The organism is Enterobacter sp. WCHEn045836, from assembly GCF_003965585.1.
In the GTDB taxonomy this organism is placed as follows: domain Bacteria; phylum Pseudomonadota; class Gammaproteobacteria; order Enterobacterales; family Enterobacteriaceae; genus Enterobacter; species Enterobacter dissolvens.
Genome location: NZ_RXPT01000027.1, coordinates 29,525 through 48,931, shown reverse-complemented (window position 1 = coordinate 48,931; position 19,407 = coordinate 29,525). Strand labels below are relative to the sequence as shown.

Here is a 19,407-nt window from a genome sequence, read left to right as displayed (position 1 = left end):
GCCTTCTCGATCTGCACCAGATTGGTGTGCTGCGGGTTGCCTTTCGCCAGCGGTGACGGGCGATGGGTGGTCAACGTGTTGATGCATGAACCGTGGTCGATCCGATCGCCGTTCATGTTGGCGTCGTGCCAGGCCCCCTGGCCCATCGCGCTGACGCCGGGCATGATACGCGGGGTGACTTTCGCGGCAATGCGCACTTCGCCGCGGTCGTTAAACACGCGCACCATATCGCCGTTTTGAATACCGCGTTTTGCCGCATCAACCGGATTGAGCCACACCTCCTGACGACAGGCGGCTTTCAGCACATCCACGTTGCCGTAGCTGGAGTGGGTGCGCGCCTTGAAGTGGAAGCCAAAAAGCTGCAGCGGGTAGGTTTTACGTTCCGGGGCATCCCAGCCGTCAAACGTTGAAGCGTACACCGGCAGCGGGCTGATGGTTTCATCTTTTTCCAGCTCCCAGGTGGCGGCAATCTCTGCCAGCTTGCTTGAGTAAATTTCAATCTTGCCTGACGGGGTTTTGAGCGGATGGGCATCCGGATCATCGCGGAATTTTTTATACGCCACGAAGTGTCCATTGGGATCTTTGCGCTTATAAATGCCCATTTTTTTCAGTTCGTCATAGGACGGAAGCTGCGGATCTTTCTCCCGCATTTTGGCGTACAGATACTGCAGCCACTGCGCCTGTGTCCGGCCTTCGGTGAATTTCTGATAGATATCCGGCCCGAGGCGTTTCGCCACTTCGCTCATGATCCAGTAGATGGGCTTCCGCTCAAACTTCGGCGCGGTGACGGGCTGCAGGAAAATCAGATAGCCCATGTTGCCCGCATAATCGTTCGGAATGATGTCTTCCTGCTCGACGGTCATAAGGTCCGGCAGCAGGATGTCGGCGTATTTCGCCGAAGAGGTCATAAAGTTGTCGATCACCACGATGGTTTCGCACTGGCTTTCGTCCTGCAGAATATCGTGGGTTTTGTTGATGTCGGAGTGCTGATTGATGATGGTGTTACCGGCATAGTTCCAGATGAACTTGATTGGCACATCCAGCTTATCCTTGCCGCGCACGCCGTCGCGCAGGGCGGTCATTTCCGGGCCGCGGGCGATGGCATCCGTCCAGCTAAAACAGGAGATCTGCGTTTTTACCGGGTTTTCCGGCAGAGGCATCCGTTCGATGGTGATGGTATAGGTCGATTCGCGCGCGCCGCTGTTACCGCCGTTGATACCCACGTTGCCGGTTAAGATCGGCAGCATGGCGATGGCACGTGACGTCAGCTCACCGTTGGCCTGGCGCTGCGGTCCCCAGCCCTGGCAGATATAGGCGGGTTTTGTCGAGCCAATCTCGCGCGCCAGCTTGATGATGCGATCCGCCGGAATACCGGTGATGCGCGAGGCCCACTCCGGGGTTTTCGCCGTGTTGTCGTCACCCTGGCCGAGAATATACGCTTTGTAGTGCCCGTTAGCAGGCGCGCCTTCCGGCAACGTTTTTTCATCATAGCCCACGCAGTATTTATCAAGGAACGGCTGGTCGACCAGGTTCTCGTTGATTAATACCCATGCAATTCCGGCTACCAGCGCGGCATCGGTACCCGGACGAATCGGGATCCATTCATCTTCACGTCCGGCAGCGGTGTCGGTATAACGCGGGTCGATGACGATCATCCGCGCATTAGAGCGTTCGCGCGCCTGTTCGAGATAGTAGGTGATCCCGCCGCCGCTCATACGCGTTTCCGCCGGATTATTGCCGAACATCACCACCAGTTTGCTGTTTTCGATGTCGGAGGTGCTGTTGCCATCGTTGCTGCCGTAGGTGTACGGCATCGCGCAGGAAATTTGCGCGGTACTGTAAGTGCCATAGTGGCTCAGGAAGCCGCCGTAACAGTTCATCAGGCGCGCCACCAGCGAGGCGTAAGGGGAAGAGCGGGTGATATTGCCGCCGACAATGCCGGAGGAGTAGTTAATGTACACCGCTTCGTTGCCGTATTTTTCGACCACGTTTTTCAGGCTGCGGGTCAGGGTATCCAGCGCTTCATCCCAGGTGATGCGCTCAAATTTACCTTCACCGCGTTTGCCCACGCGCTTCATCGGGTAGTTAAGGCGGTCAGGATGATTAATGCGACGGCGGATGGAGCGTCCGCGAAGACAGGCGCGGACCTGATGATTGCCGTAGATATCCTCCCCGGTATTATCCGTTTCCACCCAGTAAACTTCATCGTCACGGACATGCAGACGCAGCGCGCAGCGACTGCCGCAGTTCACCGAGCAGGCTCCCCAGACCACTTTATCTTCAGCAGGCTGTACGGCGTTTTGCACCGCAGCAGCGGCGCTTTTCAATCCAAACGGCAACGAGATGCCACCGGCGGCAAGCGCCAGAGAACCCATCGCGGCGGATTTAACGAGCGTTCGACGGCTTATACCGTCGTGATGTTCGACATCGGACATGACTCACCCCATCATTTTATTTGCGTATTATTTTCGCCCGTGATTACAACCGGGCTAATGATGGGGTGAGTGTTACTTATTTGGAGGTATTAAATATTAATCCTCATCAATTCAAGGGGGATTGGCGTCAGGAAAGGGGATAAAAATCACTGCGGTTCGCCTTGCGGACTCTCCTGGGTGCCAGACGCAGCCCCGCTGCCTGTGCGCGTGTACAAAATTTTGAAGGTGTCATTGGCACAATGCCCAACGACCTGCGCATCCGGCTGATCGGCCTGATCGTTGGGTACGATGTTCAGCGTAAAGCCAGATTCCGGTACGCCGTTGTTGATGATTTTCTGCTGAATGTCGCTTTTTACACGTTCGCAGGAATCCGGTGCCGCCAGCGCGGCGGTAGAGGCACTCATTAACAGCAGGGCGGTAATCCAGGGTAACCGTTTCATCTGTAGCTCCTTTTCTCTGTGTGTAGATTAATTTTAGCAGGGTTCGTGTAAACAACTGTATTTGCTAATATGATTGGGAATAATCTCCCTGAATCGGTAAATGATGTGAAGAAATACGCAGCGATAACGCTACTGGCCGCGACACTGGTGGGGTGCGACAACAATTCCGCGCCGCTGTCGTTCACGCCTGAGATGGCGAGTTTTTCGAATGAGTTTGATTTTGACCCGCTGCGCGGCCCGGTCAAAGACTTTACCCAGACGCTGTTTAACGACAAGGGCGAGGTCTCCAAACGGGTGACCGGGACGATGTCGACAGAAGGGTGCTTTGATACGCTTGAGCTACACGATCTTGAAGCGAATACCGGCGTCGCGCTGGTGCTGGATGCCAACTACTACATCGATGCAGAAACCCAGCAGCGAAAAGTGAAACTGCAGGGCAAATGCCAGCTGGCCGAGCTGCCGTCTGCCGGTGTGACGTGGGATACCGACGACAACGGGTTTGTTGTGGCGGCGCACGGTAAAGAGATGGAAGTGAAGTATCGCTATGACGCGGATGGCTACCCGCTCGGCAAAACCACCGTTTCCGGGGATCAGCACTTATCCGTACAGTCGACACCCTCGAAGGATCTGCGCAAAAGAATGGATTACTCGGCCGTGAGTTTACTGAATGACAAACCGCTGGGGAACGTGAAGCAGAGCTGCGATTACGACCGGCACAATAACCCGGTGAGCTGCGACCTGACGATCACCGACGACAGCGTGAAACCCGCGGTTGAGCGCAAGTACAGCATAAAAAACACCATTGAATACTACTGAGAGTAAAGCCGCGCAGGTTACTGCGCGGTAGGTTTCAGCAGGCTGGCGCCAGACGGTTTGTGTCCGGCCAGATGCTGGTGCTGGAAAATGCACATGCGAATGGTGTTGCGGTATTCCCCGTTGATAAAGAACTCGTGGATCAGCTCGCCTTCCACCATAAAGCCCAGCTTACGGTAGATATGGATCGCTTTTTCGTTCTCTTTATCGACGATGAGATAGAGCTTGTACAGATTCAGCACGTTGAATCCGTAGTCCATCGCCAGCTTCGCCGCCCGTGAGGCCAGGCCTTTACCCTGATGCTCCGGGGAGATAATGATCTGGAATTCAGCCCGGCGATGCACGTGGTTGATCTCCACCAGTTCAACCAGCCCGGCCTTTTCGCCTTCACACTCCACCACAAAACGCCGTTCGCTTTGATCGTGAATGTGTTTATCGTACAGATCGGACAGTTCGACAAACGCCTCGTACGGCTCTTCAAACCAGTAGCGCATCACGCTGGCGTTGTTGTCGAGCTGGTGGACGAAGCGCAAGTCTTCGCGCTCCAGCGGACGCAGTTTAACCTCAAGACCCGGCATTACGGTGCTACCGTACGACCCGTGCGACGATCCAGGCAACGCAGGGTGTTCGGCTCCCAGTAGGCATTAACGTTTGCGCTTTGCTGACACTTATCACGTGCGTCAAAGGCGACATCTTCTTTGTCCCACTCTTTCTCAGCACGCTTGTTCACCTTCTGACGAAGGCTGCGGGTGTCATTCCATTGTTCTTTGTCCATCGCGGCGTTCTGGCGGCTCTGCGCGCTATCGCCAGACTCAATAATGAGTTTGCTGGTTTCGGCGGTAGCCGTTGCAGCGAAGGCGAGCGTTGACAGCGCCAGTGCGGCGGTCAGACAAAGGCGTTTGCTTAATGTACTCATAGCGTTTCCTTTTTGAATCGGTGCAGATAATCACGTTACCCTGTTCAGATTCTACACCAAACAGAAATGACGGCATACCCGCGGCGCAGGTATGGAAAAGTAAACGGTATCATCAGGTATGATGGTTAAATAAATCCTCACCCGAAATGAAATATGATCAAAACAACGCTGCTATTTTTTGCCACCGCGCTCTGTGAAATCATCGGCTGCTTCCTTCCCTGGCTCTGGCTTAAGAAAGGGGCAACTGTACTCCTGCTGATCCCGGCGGGCGTTGCGCTGGCGCTGTTTGTCTGGCTGTTAACGCTGCATCCGGCGGCCAGCGGCCGCGTCTATGCCGCCTACGGTGGGGTTTATGTCTGTACCGCGTTGCTGTGGTTACGCGTGGTCGATGGGGTAAAACTCAGCGCCTACGACTGGGCCGGGGCCCTGATTGCCCTGTGCGGCATGCTGATTATCGTTGCTGGCTGGGGGCGCGCCTGAGCGCCCTGATTTTGTGATCGTCCGCGTATATTTTGATCGTTATACTTGTATGGTAGTAGCTCAGTTGCGTAAATTTCCCCCATCACAACATGCGATGGAAGGAAAGGAATTATGAAGATTGTCGGGGCTGAAGTATTTGTCACCTGCCCGGGGCGTAACTTTGTCACCCTTAAAATTACGACCGATGAAGGCATCGTCGGTCTTGGCGATGCCACGCTGAACGGACGCGAACTCTCCGTCGCCTCTTACCTGAAAGACCACCTCTGCCCGCAGCTGATTGGCCGCGATGCGCACCGTATCGAGGATATCTGGCAGTTCTTCTATAAAGGCGCCTACTGGCGTCGCGGTCCGGTCACCATGTCGGCAATCTCCGCCGTGGATATGGCGTTGTGGGATATCAAAGCCAAAGCCGCAAACATGCCGCTTTACCAGCTGCTGGGCGGTGCCTCCCGCGAAGGCGTGATGGTCTATTGCCACACCACCGGGCACACCATTGACGACGTGCTGGAAGATTACGCCCGTCATAAAGAGATGGGCTTCAAGGCGATCCGCGTCCAGTGCGGCGTGCCGGGAATGAAAACCACCTACGGCATGTCGAAGGGGAAAGGGCTGGCCTATGAGCCTGCTACCAAAGGGGACTGGCCGGAAGAGCAGCTGTGGTCCACCGAGAAATACCTCGACTTCACGCCGAAGCTGTTCGACGCGGTGCGCAGTCAATTTGGCTTCAACGAACATCTGCTGCATGACATGCACCACCGCCTGACGCCGATTGAAGCGGCGCGTTTCGGTAAGAGCATCGAAGAATTCCGCATGTTCTGGATGGAAGATCCTACGCCTGCTGAAAACCAGGCGTGCTTCCGCCTGATCCGCCAGCACACCGTCACGCCGATTGCCGTGGGTGAAGTCTTTAACAGCATCTGGGATTGCAAGCAGCTGATTGAAGAGCAGCTTATCGACTACATTCGCGCCACCATTACCCATGCGGGCGGGATCACCGGCATGCGTCGTATTGCAGACTTTGCCTCGCTCTACCAGGTGCGGACCGGGTCACACGGCCCGTCCGATCTATCGCCGATTTGCCACGCTGCCGCGCTGCACTTCGACCTGTGGGTGCCAAATTTCGGCGTGCAGGAATATATGGGCTATTCCGAACAGATGCTTGAAGTCTTCCCGCACAACTGGCGCTTCGACAACGGCTATATGCACCCGGGCGACAAGCCGGGTCTGGGGATTGAGTTCGACGAAAAGCTGGCCGCGAAATACCCGTACGATCCGGCCTACCTGCCTGTGGCTCGTCTGGAAGACGGCACGCTGTGGAACTGGTAAACGAGGAGCGAACGATGAAAAGCGTAGTGATCCAACAGCCCAACCAGCTGGTGATTGAAGAGCGTCCACTCCCGCAACCGGTGGCAGGGGAAGTGCGCGTCACCATTAAACTTGCCGGGATCTGCGGCTCCGACAGCCATATCTACCGCGGGCATAACCCCTTCGCGAAATATCCGCGCGTTATCGGGCACGAATTTTTTGGTGTGATTGACGCCACGGGCGAGGGCGTTGACCCCGGACGCCTGGGGCAGCGGGTTTCCGTTGATCCGGTGATCAGCTGTGGGCACTGCTATCCGTGCTCGGTGGGTAAACCGAACGTGTGTACCTCCCTGGTCGTGCTCGGCGTGCATCGCGACGGCGGCTTTGCGGAATACGCCGTGGTACCGGCGAAAAATGCATGGCCCATCCCGGACGCCATTCCCGATAAACACGCCGTGATGGTTGAGCCATTCACCATTGCTGCCAACGTCACCGGGCAGGCAAAACCGACGGAACAGGATATCGCCCTGGTGTATGGCGCAGGCCCGATGGGGCTGGTTACCGTTCAGGCGCTGAAAGGTGTCTACAACATCAGGCAGGTGATTGTCGTCGACCGCATTGATGAACGGCTGGCGATGGCGCAACGCAGCGGCGCGGACTGGGTTCTGAACAACGGTAAGCACGATTTACACAAGGCGCTGGAAGAAAAAGGCATCAAACCGACGTTAATTATTGATGCCGCCTGTCATCCGTCGATTTTGCAGGAAGCGATAGCTCTGGCTTCCCCGGCGGCACGTATCGTGCTGATGGGCTTTTCCAGCGATCCGAGCCAGATTGTTCAGCAGGGGATCACCGGCAAAGAGCTGTCGATATTCTCCTCGCGCCTGAATGCCAACAAATTCCCGGTTGTGATCGACTGGCTGGAGAAGGGGCTGATCGACCCCGAAAAACTGATTACCCACACCTTTGACTACCACCACGTGACAGACGCCATCGAACTGTTTGAGAAAGACCAGCGGCAGTGCTGCAAAGTCTTGCTCACCTTCGACCAATAATAATTTACGCGGTTAAGAGCCTGCGCAGACAGGCTCTGAGTGGTACGCATCTTACCTTGCAGAGATAGCCATTATGACTCAAGCACAACCTCAAAGAACGACTTCAGACCTGGTGAAAGCTGCCGTATCCGGCTGGCTGGGCACTGCGCTGGAGTTTATGGACTTCCAGCTCTATTCGCTGGGAGCCGCATTGGTTTTCCATGAGATCTTCTTCCCGGAACAATCCGCCGCGATGGCGCTGATCCTGGCGATGGGAACCTACGGCGCAGGCTATATCGCGCGCATCGTCGGGGCCTTTATCTTTGGCAGAATGGGCGACAGGATTGGTCGCAAAAAAGTGCTGTTTATTACCATCACCATGATGGGGATCTGTACCACCCTGATTGGCGTGTTGCCGACCTACGGCCAGATTGGCATTTTTGCGCCGGTCCTGCTGGTGACGCTGCGCATTATTCAGGGGCTGGGTGCCGGGGCAGAAATCTCCGGTGCGGGAACCATGCTGGCCGAGTATGCGCCAAAGGGCAAACGCGGGATCATCTCCTCGCTGGTGGCGATGGGGACCAACTGCGGAACCCTGAGTGCCACGGCGATCTGGGCGGTGATGTTCTTTGCTCTCGATCGTGAAGAACTGGTGGCATGGGGCTGGCGTGTGCCGTTCCTGGCCAGCGTCGTCGTGATGATCTTCGCCATCTGGCTGCGTATGAACCTGAAAGAGAGCCCGGTATTCGAAAAAGTGAACGACGCTGAAGCTGCCGTACCGGTGGCGAAGCCGGATACTTCCCTTGGGGCGATGGTGAAAAGCAAATCCTTCTGGCTGGCCACCGGGCTGCGTTTTGGTCAGGCGGGTAACTCCGGTCTGATCCAGACGTTCCTTGCCGGGTATCTGGTACAAACGCTGCTGTTTGATAAAGCGATCCCCACCGATGCGCTGATGATAAGTTCAATCCTCGGGTTTATCTCTATCCCGCTGCTGGGGTGGCTGTCGGACAAAGTCGGGCGCCGTCTGCCGTATATCCTGCTCAACGTCTCCGCCATCATTCTGGCGTACCCGATGCTGTCGATTATCGTCGATAAAAGCTATGCGCCGGGCGTCATTATGCTCTCGATTATTGTCATTCATAACTTCGCGGTGCTGGGGCTGTTCGCGCTGGAAAACATCACGATGGCGGAGATGTTTGGCTCGCGTAATCGCTTTACCCGCATGGCCATCTCCAAAGAGGCGGGCGGTCTGGTGGCGGTGGGCTTTGGTCCGGTGCTGGCGGGGATCTTCTGCAACATGACCGGCTCCTGGTGGCCGATTGTCGCGATGCTGATTGCCTATTCCGTGATTGGTCTGGTTTCAGCCATTTTCATGCCGGAAGTGCGCGACCGTGATTTGAGCGCAGCACAAGACGCGGCTGAACCACAGGCGCTGAACAATGAGGCAGGTGAGTCACGGAAATATGGAGCGCTGCTATGAGTTTCATTAATGATAATTTTATGATTAGCAATGCCAGGGGCGTTGCGTTATATCGCGACGTCGCGAAAGAATTGCCGATAATTGACTATCACTGTCATCTGGTTGCGAAAGATATTTTCGAAAATAAACCGCTGGAGAACATTACCGAGCTTTGGCTTGCAGGCGATCACTACAAATGGCGTGCCATGCGCGCCAATGGTATAGATGAAAAATTCATTACGGGCAGCGCCACCGCGGAAGAAAAATTTGCGGCGTGGGCTGAAACGGTCGACGCCAGCTATGGCAATCCGCTCTATCACTGGACGCATTTAGAGCTGCATCACTATTTTTCCTGTGATGAACCGCTGGGCAGCCATAACTGGCGTGAAATAATGGAACGCTGTAATCGTTTATTACAACAGCCTGATTTTACGCCCCGCGAACTGATTAAACGCTCAAAAGTGGAGGTCATTTGTACCACAGACGCACCGCTGGATGACCTGCGTTACCATCAGTTATTACGCGATGACGCAACATTCAACGTCAAGGTATTACCGACATTCCGCCCGGATGACGTTTTTACGCCGGATGCGCATCAGTTCGCCGACTTTACCGATCGATTAGCGGAGCTGACGGGGCGATCCATTCACGCCTTTAGCGATTTTGCTGCTGCGCTCGGCGAGCGTATTGCCTGGTTCCACGATATGGGGTGCCGTATTTCGGATCATGGCCCCGTGGAGATCCATTTTCAGGCTGCGGATGACAGTATCGTGGAATCGATATTTGTCCGTAAACGGCAGGGTGAATATCTCAACGCACGGGATAGCGCGATTCTTGACAGTGCTATTTTTATCATGCTCGCGCGTTATTACCGGCAGCATGACTGGGCCATGCAAATACACTTCGGTGCGATACGCAATAATAATACCCGCATGTACCGTGCCCTGGGCATAAATACCGGGTTTGATTCACTAACGGATCAGGTCAATCTTGCTGCGAATATTAATCAACTGCTGGATGCCATGGCCCTTGCAGACGCACTGCCGAAAACCATTCTGTATAACCTCAACCCCAGCTACAACGATATTGTCGCGACGACGATCGCCAATTTTCAGAGTGCAGAACGGGGAGTGAAATCACCGATGCAATTCGGCTCCGGCTGGTGGTTTAACGACACCCGTCGCGGGATGGAAAACCAGCTCAACAGCCTGGCAGATCAGGGGCTGTTAATGAATTTTGTCGGCATGCTGACCGACTCCCGTAGCCTGGTCTCCTATACCCGTCACGATTATTTTCGCCGCATTCTGTGCAATATGATCGGCGGTTGGGTGGAGCGGGGAGAAGTCCCTGATAATAACGATATTCTCACGCGGATGATTAAAAATATTTGCCACGACAACGCTAAGAATTATTTCAAATTTTAAATTCACTTCATTAAGTGGGGATGAAATATGTCTCGTGCGGCTAAAAAAATTACCATTCCGGTTAGTATTGGCTACGGACTAACGGATATTATGGGTGGCGGTGCATTTACCGTGATCGGCGCCTGGCTATTATTTTTCTATACGACATTCGTTGGGCTATCGCCGGTTGAAGCAGCCTCCATTGTCGCCATCGCGCGTATTGTCGATGCCATTGTCAGTCTGTTTATGGGAAGTTTTACCGATCATTTTTACAAAAATTATTTTGGTAAAAAATTTGGTCGTCGACGCTTCTTTTTGCTGATCGGCGCGCCGTTAATGCTGGTCTATGCGTTACTGTGGCTTGATGGCATGACCTACGGTTTTTATCTCGCAGTCTATCTGGCGTTTGAAATTATCGCCGCGATGGTATTGATCCCCTGGGAAACGCTGCCATCGGAAATGACAAAAGACTTTAACCAGCGCACCAAGCTTTCGACCTGCCGCATGTTCCTTTCTGCGTCCGGCACCTTCCTGGCGACGTTCATTCCGGGGCTGCTGATTGGCTATTTTGGGGAAAACAGCGCCCATGCTTATCTGATTAACGGCGTTATTTTTGCCGTCCTGTTTATGGTGTGCGTCTTTATCTCGTGGAAGGTGACCTGGGAACGCGAGTTAACCCCGGAAATGCTGGCCGAGCTTGAAACCAGCACGGCGCCCCGAACGCTGACGCAAAAGCTGGCTGCCTTTGGTCGCCTCTTTAAAGAGTATGGTTCAACGCTGAAAATCCGGGCTTTCAGAAAACACCTTGCCATCTACCTGCTGTCGTTTACCGGGAAAGATGTCTACAACACCGTGTTTGTCTTCTTCTGTGTTTACTGCCTGAATGTCTCTTCGTCGCTCGCCGGCACACTGCTGTCGATGAGTATCGTCGGCCTGCCTGTCACGCTGATCGCGGGAGTGGGGATCATAAAATTCGGGCCGTCGAAGCTGTATGTGTTCGCCTACTCGCTGATGATGCTTTGCCTGGGTGGCTTTTTCGCCGTGTATCAAATTCCGGCACTCAACACCGTCGCGACGCTGGTTGTTCTGGCCGGGTTATATCAGGTCGGTCGCTGTGTGCTGGAGTTTACGCCGTGGAACGTCTTCCCGTTCATCCCGGATATTGACGAAATGGTTAGTCGCCAGCGTCGCGAGGGGCTGTTCGCGGCGGTGATGACCTTCTCCCGCAAAACGACCGTGGCCATCGCCACCTTTATTGTGGGGCTGCTGTTGCAGAATGGCGGCTTTGTAAAGGGCAGCCAGACACAGCCGGAGGAAGCCATTCATACCATCGCAATGCTGATGTTCATCGGGACTGCGGGCTTACTCATCCTGGCGTTGTGGCAGGCATTTACGTTCCATCTGAACAAGCGTACGCACAAGATCTTCGTGGATGAACTGGACCGCCTGAAAGCGAACGGTTCTCCCCAACTGGCTTCCGCCGAAGCACGCCGCGTGGTGGAAGATTTGACGGGGTATTCCTACGACAGGCTGTGCCGTGAGCCCGCTGGCCGTTCTGGCGCAGAACCGGCGCGTAATCCTGTGTGATGGTGGTACATATCTTTTTGAAAGATGTCACACAACTTAATTTTGATATCACACCAGTTGGCGCAAAGTTAATGTAAATCAATGTTCCGCTGAACATAACCCGTATGGTGGTGGGCAAGGCACCAGGGGGTTACTGCCATTCTGGCTGGTGTAGTCAACATGCGCGACCGCGCGCCAAGGTGCGGTCGCAGAACTCAGCTTCCTTAATTAAACGAGTCTCAACCATGGAAAACCGATTATTACAGGCGAAAGCGACGCTGCCTCAGTACGATCGCGGCAGCCTCCAGGCACGCATTGTTCATTTAGGGTTTGGCGCGTTCCACCGTGCACACCAGGCGGTGTACGCCGATATTCTGGCCGCTGAACACGGCGGCGACTGGGGTTACACAGAGGTGAACCTGATTGGCGGTGAGCAGCAGATTGCCGATCTGAACGCGCAGGATAACCTCTATACAGTGGCCGAAATGTCGGCGGACGCGTGGACATCACGGGTCGTCGGCGTGGTCAAAAACGCGCTGCACGCGCAGGTTGACGGGCTGGATGCCGTACTGGCGGCGATGTGTGAGCCGCAGGTGGCGATTGTGTCGCTTACCATCACCGAAAAAGGCTACTGCCACTCACCGGCGACGGGCAAACTGATGCTCGATCACCCATTGATTGCGGCCGACCTGCAAAACCCGCATCAGCCAAAATCTGCGCCGGGTGTAGTGGTTGAAGCGCTGGCGCGACGCAAAGCGGCGGGGCTGCCTGCCTTTAGCGTGATGTCCTGTGACAACATGCCGGAGAATGGCCACGTTATGCGCAATGTCACCTGCGCCTATGCCCGCGCGGTCGACGCGGAGCTGGCCGCGTGGATTGAGGCCAACGTCACCTTCCCGTCAACCATGGTGGATCGTATTGTGCCTGCGGTGACGCCGGAAACGCTGGATAAAATCGAACAATTGACCGGCGTACGCGATCCGGCGGGCGTGGCCTGCGAGCCGTTCCGTCAGTGGGTCATTGAGGACAACTTCGTCGCCGGACGTCCGCAGTGGGAAAAGGCGGGGGCGGAGCTGGTGGCCGACGTTATTCCGTTTGAAGAGATGAAGTTGCGTATGCTCAACGGCAGCCATTCTTTCCTGGCGTACCTTGGCTATCTGGCGGGGTATCAGCACATCAACGACTGTATGGAAGATGAACATTACCGCCGTGCCGCCCACGCGCTGATGCTGAAAGAGCAGGCGCCGACGCTGAAAGTCAAAGGGGTTGATTTAGGCCACTATGCCGATCTGCTGATAGCGCGCTTCAGCAACCCGGCCCTGCGTCACCGGACCTGGCAAATCGCGATGGACGGCAGCCAGAAGCTTCCGCAACGTATGCTGGATTCCGTGCGCTGGCATCTGGCGCATCAGAAACCTTTCCCGCTGCTGGCGCTGGGTGTAGCGGGCTGGATGCGCTATGTCGGCGGGGTGGATGAGCAGGGGAACGCCATCGAGGTGAGCGATCCTCAGCTGGCAGTGATTCAGGCGGCGGTCAACGGGAGCGCGGAAGGGGAAAGTCGGGTGAAAGCCCTGCTGGGCATTGAGGCCATCTTCGGCAAGGAACTGCCATACGAAACGTGCTTTGTTGAGGCGGTCATGACGGCGTATCAGACGTTACTGCAAAAAGGGGCGAAAGCCACGGTTGCGCAGTACGCGGCACAGCTGTAATTCATGTCATGCCGCCGTTCGCGGCGGCATGATGTCGCACCGGTTAGTGCATACCCAAACGAATCAGTTCAATCGGTTCGAACTTACCTTCGCATCCTTCCACTTCCACCGTTTTGCTACGACGCACCTGCGCGGCATCCAGCCCGTCGCTGTGGATCGCTTTAATTACGCCTGTGTGCCCGGTGCCGTTAATCATTACGCGGCTGCCGGTGGTAATTGCATTACGGTTACGGTCGTAAGTCATCATGGTATTTTCTCCTCGCTAACACATCCGTTACGGCGCTATTTCAGGTTGTGCCGTCCACGGGGCACTATAAATACGCCTCTCTGGCGATCGTTTTTTTGTTTTTGATCAAACTCACACTTTTTTGTTGATTCCGGTACGGCGATGACGGTTCACGACACTGATTTACAAAGCGGACAGTTATTTTCTTTAATTGATAATTTCAGCCGGTGAGCGTTTAGGTCGGGTTTATATTTCTCATGGCACTCTGGGTGCAGTAAATAACGTCTTTTAACAATAAGGAGTCAGGCTTATGTATAAAAAGATTTTGATGCCTGTTGATGTGTTTGAAATGGATTTAAGCGATAAAGCGGTGCGGCATGCGGCCAACCTGGCGAAGGCTGAAGGCGCATCGATTACCCTGGTCAACATTCTGCCCAACAGCAGCCGCTCGTTACTGCGCGGGTTCAATGCAGATATCAGGAAGTTTGAAGAGTATATGACCGCGGAATCCAGCAAAAAGATGAAGGCGTTAACCCGGCTCTTTGATCTCTCCCCGGACGATATTGATTGTGAAGTGCGTTTCGGCAACGTACGCGACGAAATTATCAGGATGAGCAAAGAAGGGGAATATGACGTGATTGTTATCGGCTCAAAAAACCCGAGTATCACCACGCATCTGTTGGGTTCAAATGCCGAATCTATCCTGCGCTACGCCACTATTCCCGTCCTGGTCGTGCGCTGATATCTCGCCGCGCCCGTTAAGGGGGCGGCGAATTTTACTCTTCACTAAACCACTCGCTATTTTCCTGACGAATAAGCTGCACGGATTCGCTGATCTCCTGCAGATGGACAGTCATCGCTTTTTCCACACCGTCAGGGTCGCGTTTTTCCAGCGCGCTAAAAATATCATGATGCTGTCGGAGCAACATTTCCGGCGGAGAGACATGGTCGAGGCTCATATAACGCACACGGTCGATGGTGGCTTTTATATTTTCAATGGTGTCCCAGGCCAGCTGACAATCGGCAATTAGCGCCAGCTTCTGGTGAAACTCATCGTCCAGTTGAAAGAAATCGTTAAGCTGTTTACGGTCGATGGCAATACGCTGCTGATGCAGGTTCTGTTCCAGCAGATAACACTGGTTGTCATTAATCAGCCTGGCCGCACGACGCGCTACCGCGCACTCAATGGCCTGCCGGACAAAACAGCCATTACGGACCTGAGAAAGCGATATTTTATTCACATAGCTGCCGCGCTGCGGGCGGATCTGAATCAGGCCGTTTTCGGCAAGCTTGATAAACGCCTCACGCACGGGCTGACGGGAAACGTCAAAACGCACAGATACCTCTTTTTCGGAGAGCGGCGTGCCAGGCGGGATCAGGCAATGCACAATATCACGTCGTAAAATGCGATAGATTTGCTGGTTAACGGGCTGGGTGGGATTGAGTTGCGATTCAGCGGCCATGAGTTGTCATTTCTCAGAGAGTTAGCCTGAACATACTACCATTCTTTTATACCCTGATACAGACCCGGCCCGCAGGCCGGGAAGGGCAGAGTCAGCCACGATGGACGCTCAGTCCGGCAAAGCTCTGGCTGACAGGCATCATCTCTACGGTGTTGATATTGACGTGTTTTGGCAGCGTCGCAACCCACCAGACCGCTTCGGTGACATCTTCCGGCGTCAGCGCGTTGGCATTCTCGTAGGTTTTATCCGCTTTCGCGTCATCGCCTTTGAAGCGTACGTTCGAGAATTCGGTACCGCCCACCAGGCCCGGCTCGATATCCGTGACGCGGATGGCGGTGCCGTGGAGATCGGTACGCAGGTTCAGGCTGAACTGGCGCACAAACGCCTTGGTCGCACCGTAAACGTTGCCGCCCGCATATGGCCAGCTCCCGGCGGTCGAGCCAATATTGATAATATGACCGCGATTGCGCTCAACCATGCCTGGCAGCACGGCGCGGGTCATGTACACCAGACCTTTGTTGTTGGTGTCGATCATGTTTTCCCAGTCTTCAACGCTGGCTTTATGGGCAGGCTCCAGACCCAGCGCCAGACCGGCGTTGTTGACCAGCACGTCGATGGCACGCCACTGGGCAGGAAGATTGGCAATCATCTCTTCGATGGCGGCACGGTTACGCACGTCCAGCTGCGCGGTCAGGATGTTGTCACCCAGCTCCTCTTTCAGCTCCTGCAGACGCTCCTGACGACGACCGGTTGCAATCACCTTATGCCCGTTGGCGACGAAGCGACGCGTGATGCTTTCACCAAAACCTGCCGTTGCCCCGGTAACTAAAATAATCATCTCACTGTTCCTCAACGCTTTTTGTGTTGTACTAACATAGCACGCCCTGAGAGGGTGCGTTAAGGCAACATTTGTATGACCGCATTGCGGTCAACGGCGGCCTGGCCTACTCTGGGAAAGTTAACCGTTACCAGGAGTAAAAGATGTCAACCCGTAATCCTTTTTTTGACATTAGCCTGCTGCCTTATCAGGCCCCGCGTTTTGATGAAATCAACGACAGCCACTATCGCCCGGCGTTTGATGAAGCCCTGCGCCAGAAGCGGGCAGATATTGACGCTATCGTCGCGCAAACGGTAGCCCCCGATTTTGACAACACGGTACTGGCACTGGAAAAAAGCGGTGCCATGCTCGCGCGCGTCAGCAGTGTCTTCTTCGCCATGACGTCGGCGCACACCAATGCCCGCTTACAGGAGCTGGAGGAACAGTTCTCGACTGAATTAGCCGCGCTGGCAAATGATATCTGGCTCAACGATACGCTATTCTCCCGCGTCGAAAGCGTCTGGCAGGATCGTGCGGCGCTGGATGCAGAGTCCCGCCGGCTGGTCGAAGTGACGTACCAACGCTTTGTGCTGGCCGGGGCGCGTCTGAATGATGACGAAAAAGCTGAACTGAAAGCCCTGAACACAGAAGCGGCATCACTTATCAGCCAGTTTAACCAGCGTCTTCTGGCCGCCGATAATGCAGGTGGGCTGGTGGTGGATTATGTTCATCAGCTTGAGGGTTTAAGTGCGGACGAGATCGCCACGGCTGCTCAGGCCGCCGCCGATAAAGGGCTGAAGGATCGCTGGCTAATCCCCCTCCTGAACACCACCCAACAACCTGCGCTTTCACTGCTTCGCAATCGACAGACCCGTGAAAACCTGTTCAACGCGGGCTGGCTGCGTACGCAGAAAGGCGATGAAAATGATACCCGCGAGCTGATCCTTCGTCTCACTGCCTTACGCGCGCGCCAGGCGCAGCTACTGGGGTTTGATGATTTTGCCAGCTGGAGTATCAGCGACCAGATGGCGAAAACGCCTGAGGCCGCGCTGACCTTTATGCGCGGAATTGTCCCCGCGGCGCGCGACAGGGCGGCACGTGAGCAGGCCGATATTCAAAAAGTGATCGATGACGAACAGGGTGGTTTCACCGTGCAGGCCTGGGACTGGTCATTTTACGCCGAGCGCGTGCGTCAGGCGAAATATGCGCTGGATGAGGCGCAAATCAAGCCGTACTTTGCACTGAATAACGTACTGCATGATGGGGTGTTCTGGACGGCCAGCCAGTTGTTTGGCATTCGCTTCGTTGAGCGTTTCGACATTCCGGTTTATCACCCGGACGTCCGCGTGTGGGAAATTTTCGACCATACCGGGGAAGGCATGGCGTTGTTCTACGGTGACTTCTTTGCCCGTGACTCAAAGCATGGCGGAGCGTGGATGGGGAATTTCGTTGAGCAATCTTATGAATTTGCCTCCCGACCGGTTATCTACAATGTCTGTAACTATCAAAAACCCAGTCACGGCGGTGCTGCGCTCCTCTCCTGGGATGACGTGATCACCCTGTTCCACGAGTTTGGTCACACGCTACACGGTCTGTTTGCCAGTCAGCGCTACGCCACGCTGTCCGGTACCAATACCCCGCGTGATTTTGTGGAGTTTCCGTCGCAAATCAATGAGCACTGGGCCCGCCATCCGCAGGTATTTACCCACTATGCCCGCCATTACGAGACCGGCGAACCCATGCCGGACGCGCTGCGCGAGAGCATGCTCAACGCGACGCATTTCAACAAAGGCTATGACATGACGGAAACGCTCAGCGCCGCGCTGCTGGACATGAACTGGCACGGCATCAGCGAGGCCGTTTCGGGCGTAGAGGAATTTGAAAAGGCAGCGTTGCAAAAAGAGGGGCTGGATCTGCCCGCCGTACCGCCACGTTATCGCAGCAGCTACTTTGCGCATATTTTCGGCGGCGGCTATGCGGCGGGGTATTACGCCTACCTGTGGACACAGATGCTGGCGGACGATGGCTATCAGTGGTTTGTCGAGCAGGGCGGCTTAACCCGTGAAAACGGGCAAACATTCCGCGAGGCGATTCTGTCGCGCGGGAACAGCACGGATTTAGCTGAACTGTACCGAAACTGGCGCGGGCACAATCCGAAGATTGAGCCGATGCTGGAGAATCGCGGGCTGAGCGAGTAGCGTCATTTTTGGCTTAAACAGGACCGGGCGGAAGCCCGGTTTTTTTGTCCAATTTCTCTTCTCGAAAACGCCTCTAATTTTGCTCCGCACTGGCGAAGCAGTCAAAGCTAAGGGTTTCGTCTGGTATGCAACAAATTTCCAATAACATGCACAAGTAGATTTTGTCGTATGGTCAAACTCTGGTAGGATTAATCTTAATTTTTTACTGATGGAACAGGAACATGAAGAAAATTATTGGTGTGTTATTACTTTCTTGCTTACTCGTCGGGTGCGATAAACCCAAAATGGATTCTTCAACTGATGCTGCAATGAAATCCTCGATAGCCAAAGTCAGAGATTCACTTCCGGAAAATAAACGGGAGGAATTCGATAGCGCCTTAAAGGTTGTGGCATTCAGTAACATCAATATGGCTGACCTGATGCGTTCCACTTCAAATAATGATAACGAAGAGATAAGCAAAAAGATGCGCGAAAGCCTGTCTGGTAAGACGGGTGAAGAAATAATCTCTTACGCACAGCAAGTCACTGCTGAGAGAGAGATGAAGTTAAAAGAAAAGATGACTCAGGAAATCAAAGCGCTGGAACAGAAAAAAGCTGACGCCGACGTGGCTAAAAAAGAGTTGATGAAAATCCAGGTTTTATCATCCAGATTTACCATGGAGCCTGAGCAAGACGGTAAGCCACAACCCGTAATTAGACTGGTTGTTAAAAATAATACTGATACCGTTATCTCCAGAGCGTACCTGCACGGAGTGATGGCAAGCGAGGGATACTCAGTACCATGGCTGGTAAGTAATTTTTTCTATGATATTCCTGAGGGGCTTAAGCCAAATGAAGAAGCCACATGGGCTATTGCCCCCCCTAAGAATTCTGAATGGGGTGTACTTTATGCCCCAAAAGACGCTGTTTTGACTGTGACACTCGTAAGAGTGGACGGTACTGATAATCAGGCGTTGTATGATGCAACAATGTTCACTGAGGAAGATAACAGCAGGCTTGAAGAGTTGAAGAAAAAAAATCTCTGATCTTTAAAGACTAACCGACCCGCCAACCGGCGGGTTTTTTATGCGTTGAGGAAAGGTGGCGTTGCAAACGGCGCATCGGTGTGGGCATCGGCTTCGCTGATAACTATGACTTTATGTT

18 protein-coding genes are annotated in these 19,407 nt (G+C 54.3%); 11 read left to right on the top strand and 7 right to left on the bottom strand.

The genetic code is table 11. The features are described 5' to 3' along the window. Both ynfE and EKN38_RS24180 read right to left on the bottom strand, forming a co-directional pair. Positions 1 to 2,435: selenate/tellurate reductase subunit YnfE (gene ynfE, locus EKN38_RS24185; protein ID WP_148103713.1), on the bottom strand; the 2,435-nt coding region annotated here is incomplete at its 3' end. 146 nt (positions 2,436 to 2,581) lie between these two features. Continuing rightward, a complete protein-coding gene (locus EKN38_RS24180; RefSeq protein ID WP_014831729.1) occupies positions 2,582 to 2,875 on the bottom strand; it encodes a DUF1161 domain-containing protein in 294 nt (97 codons plus the stop codon). A 105-nt stretch (positions 2,876 to 2,980) separates the two neighbouring features. Between EKN38_RS24180 and EKN38_RS24175 the strand changes: the two genes are divergently transcribed. Further along, on the top strand, positions 2,981 to 3,691 hold the full coding sequence (locus EKN38_RS24175) for a YnfC family lipoprotein (RefSeq protein WP_014831730.1): 711 nt from the start codon (positions 2,981 to 2,983) through the stop codon (positions 3,689 to 3,691). Between the two features lie 17 nt (positions 3,692 to 3,708). Here the strand turns inward: EKN38_RS24175 and speG are convergent, their stop codons facing one another. Continuing rightward, the gene (gene speG / locus EKN38_RS24170; protein WP_013096794.1) at positions 3,709 to 4,266 is read right to left on the bottom strand and encodes a spermidine N1-acetyltransferase; all 558 of its coding nucleotides are present in this window, start codon (positions 4,264 to 4,266) and stop codon (positions 3,709 to 3,711) included. Then, entirely contained in the window at positions 4,266 to 4,604 is a 339-nt protein-coding gene (locus EKN38_RS24165) for a DUF1283 family protein (RefSeq protein ID WP_013096793.1), read from the bottom strand. The genes speG and EKN38_RS24165 overlap by 1 nt, the downstream gene beginning before the upstream one ends. Before the next feature lie 153 nt (positions 4,605 to 4,757). Between EKN38_RS24165 and EKN38_RS24160 the strand changes: the two genes are divergently transcribed. The 7 genes from EKN38_RS24160 to EKN38_RS24130 all read left to right on the top strand — a co-directional run bounded on the left by EKN38_RS24160 (position 4,758) and on the right by EKN38_RS24130 (position 13,560). After that, positions 4,758 to 5,084 (top strand): YnfA family protein, encoded by a 327-nt coding sequence (locus tag EKN38_RS24160; RefSeq protein ID WP_014831731.1) that lies wholly within the window; start codon positions 4,758 to 4,760, stop codon positions 5,082 to 5,084. A gap of 111 nt (positions 5,085 to 5,195) precedes the next feature. Beyond that, positions 5,196 to 6,410, top strand: a complete 1,215-nt coding sequence (gene manD / locus EKN38_RS24155) for a D-mannonate dehydratase ManD (protein ID WP_014831732.1) — start codon at positions 5,196 to 5,198, stop codon at positions 6,408 to 6,410. Between the two features lie 14 nt (positions 6,411 to 6,424). Continuing rightward, positions 6,425 to 7,444, top strand: coding sequence for a Zn-dependent oxidoreductase (locus EKN38_RS24150; protein ID WP_014831733.1), 1,020 nt, complete (start codon positions 6,425 to 6,427; stop codon positions 7,442 to 7,444). A gap of 73 nt (positions 7,445 to 7,517) precedes the next feature. Next, positions 7,518 to 8,903, top strand: coding sequence for an MFS transporter (locus tag EKN38_RS24145; RefSeq protein WP_043951621.1), 1,386 nt, complete (start codon positions 7,518 to 7,520; stop codon positions 8,901 to 8,903). After that, positions 8,900 to 10,306: a glucuronate isomerase gene (uxaC, locus tag EKN38_RS24140; protein WP_014831735.1), complete on the top strand. Its 1,407-nt coding sequence runs from the start codon at positions 8,900 to 8,902 to the stop codon at positions 10,304 to 10,306. The genes EKN38_RS24145 and uxaC overlap by 4 nt, the downstream gene beginning before the upstream one ends. A 27-nt stretch (positions 10,307 to 10,333) precedes the next feature. Next, positions 10,334 to 11,872, top strand: a complete 1,539-nt coding sequence (locus EKN38_RS24135) for an MFS transporter (protein ID WP_014831736.1) — start codon at positions 10,334 to 10,336, stop codon at positions 11,870 to 11,872. Positions 11,873 to 12,096: 224 nt separating this feature from the next. Then, positions 12,097 to 13,560, top strand: coding sequence for a mannitol dehydrogenase family protein (locus EKN38_RS24130; protein ID WP_014831737.1), 1,464 nt, complete (start codon positions 12,097 to 12,099; stop codon positions 13,558 to 13,560). Between the two features lie 43 nt (positions 13,561 to 13,603). Here the strand turns inward: EKN38_RS24130 and ydfZ are convergent, their stop codons facing one another. Beyond that, complete coding sequence (gene ydfZ, locus EKN38_RS24125) at positions 13,604 to 13,807, bottom strand: putative selenium delivery protein YdfZ (protein WP_014831738.1); 204 nt, start codon at positions 13,805 to 13,807, stop codon at positions 13,604 to 13,606. A 289-nt stretch (positions 13,808 to 14,096) separates the two neighbouring features. Between ydfZ and EKN38_RS24120 the strand changes: the two genes are divergently transcribed. Next, a complete protein-coding gene (locus EKN38_RS24120) occupies positions 14,097 to 14,528 on the top strand; it encodes a universal stress protein (protein WP_050859638.1) in 432 nt (143 codons plus the stop codon). Between the two features lie 34 nt (positions 14,529 to 14,562). Here EKN38_RS24120 and EKN38_RS24115 read toward each other — a convergent pair whose 3' ends face one another. Next, the gene (locus EKN38_RS24115; RefSeq protein ID WP_126522940.1) at positions 14,563 to 15,249 is read right to left on the bottom strand and encodes a GntR family transcriptional regulator; all 687 of its coding nucleotides are present in this window, start codon (positions 15,247 to 15,249) and stop codon (positions 14,563 to 14,565) included. 91 nt (positions 15,250 to 15,340) lie between these two features. After that, positions 15,341 to 16,087 (bottom strand): bifunctional NADP-dependent 3-hydroxy acid dehydrogenase/3-hydroxypropionate dehydrogenase YdfG, encoded by a 747-nt coding sequence (gene ydfG / locus EKN38_RS24110; protein ID WP_014831741.1) that lies wholly within the window; start codon positions 16,085 to 16,087, stop codon positions 15,341 to 15,343. Between the two features lie 143 nt (positions 16,088 to 16,230). Between ydfG and dcp the strand changes: the two genes are divergently transcribed. Then, complete coding sequence (dcp, locus tag EKN38_RS24105; protein ID WP_126522938.1) at positions 16,231 to 18,264, top strand: peptidyl-dipeptidase Dcp; 2,034 nt, start codon at positions 16,231 to 16,233, stop codon at positions 18,262 to 18,264. 221 nt (positions 18,265 to 18,485) lie between these two features. Further along, positions 18,486 to 19,289 (top strand): DUF6694 family lipoprotein, encoded by an 804-nt coding sequence (locus tag EKN38_RS24100; protein ID WP_126522936.1) that lies wholly within the window; start codon positions 18,486 to 18,488, stop codon positions 19,287 to 19,289. Positions 19,290 to 19,407: the final 118 nt, after the last annotated feature.

What these genes read in the sequence shown, in the direction of transcription:
- EKN38_RS24180 (WP_014831729.1), bottom strand. Translation starts at nt 2,875, where the DNA reads ATGAAACGGTTACCCTGGATTACCGCCCTGCTGTTAATGAGTGCCTCT.
- speG (WP_013096794.1), bottom strand. Translation starts at nt 4,266, where the DNA reads ATGCCGGGTCTTGAGGTTAAACTGCGTCCGCTGGAGCGCGAAGACTTG.
- EKN38_RS24165 (WP_013096793.1), bottom strand. Translation starts at nt 4,604, where the DNA reads ATGAGTACATTAAGCAAACGCCTTTGTCTGACCGCCGCACTGGCGCTG.
- EKN38_RS24160 (WP_014831731.1), top strand. Translation starts at nt 4,758, where the DNA reads ATGATCAAAACAACGCTGCTATTTTTTGCCACCGCGCTCTGTGAAATC.
- manD (WP_014831732.1), top strand. Translation starts at nt 5,196, where the DNA reads ATGAAGATTGTCGGGGCTGAAGTATTTGTCACCTGCCCGGGGCGTAAC.
- EKN38_RS24150 (WP_014831733.1), top strand. Translation starts at nt 6,425, where the DNA reads ATGAAAAGCGTAGTGATCCAACAGCCCAACCAGCTGGTGATTGAAGAG.
- EKN38_RS24145 (WP_043951621.1), top strand. Translation starts at nt 7,518, where the DNA reads ATGACTCAAGCACAACCTCAAAGAACGACTTCAGACCTGGTGAAAGCT.
- uxaC (WP_014831735.1), top strand. Translation starts at nt 8,900, where the DNA reads ATGAGTTTCATTAATGATAATTTTATGATTAGCAATGCCAGGGGCGTT.
- EKN38_RS24135 (WP_014831736.1), top strand. Translation starts at nt 10,334, where the DNA reads ATGTCTCGTGCGGCTAAAAAAATTACCATTCCGGTTAGTATTGGCTAC.
- EKN38_RS24130 (WP_014831737.1), top strand. Translation starts at nt 12,097, where the DNA reads ATGGAAAACCGATTATTACAGGCGAAAGCGACGCTGCCTCAGTACGAT.
- ydfZ (WP_014831738.1), bottom strand. Translation starts at nt 13,807, where the DNA reads ATGATGACTTACGACCGTAACCGTAATGCAATTACCACCGGCAGCCGC.
- EKN38_RS24120 (WP_050859638.1), top strand. Translation starts at nt 14,097, where the DNA reads ATGTATAAAAAGATTTTGATGCCTGTTGATGTGTTTGAAATGGATTTA.
- EKN38_RS24115 (WP_126522940.1), bottom strand. Translation starts at nt 15,249, where the DNA reads ATGGCCGCTGAATCGCAACTCAATCCCACCCAGCCCGTTAACCAGCAA.
- ydfG (WP_014831741.1), bottom strand. Translation starts at nt 16,087, where the DNA reads ATGATTATTTTAGTTACCGGGGCAACGGCAGGTTTTGGTGAAAGCATC.
- dcp (WP_126522938.1), top strand. Translation starts at nt 16,231, where the DNA reads ATGTCAACCCGTAATCCTTTTTTTGACATTAGCCTGCTGCCTTATCAG.
- EKN38_RS24100 (WP_126522936.1), top strand. Translation starts at nt 18,486, where the DNA reads ATGAAGAAAATTATTGGTGTGTTATTACTTTCTTGCTTACTCGTCGGG.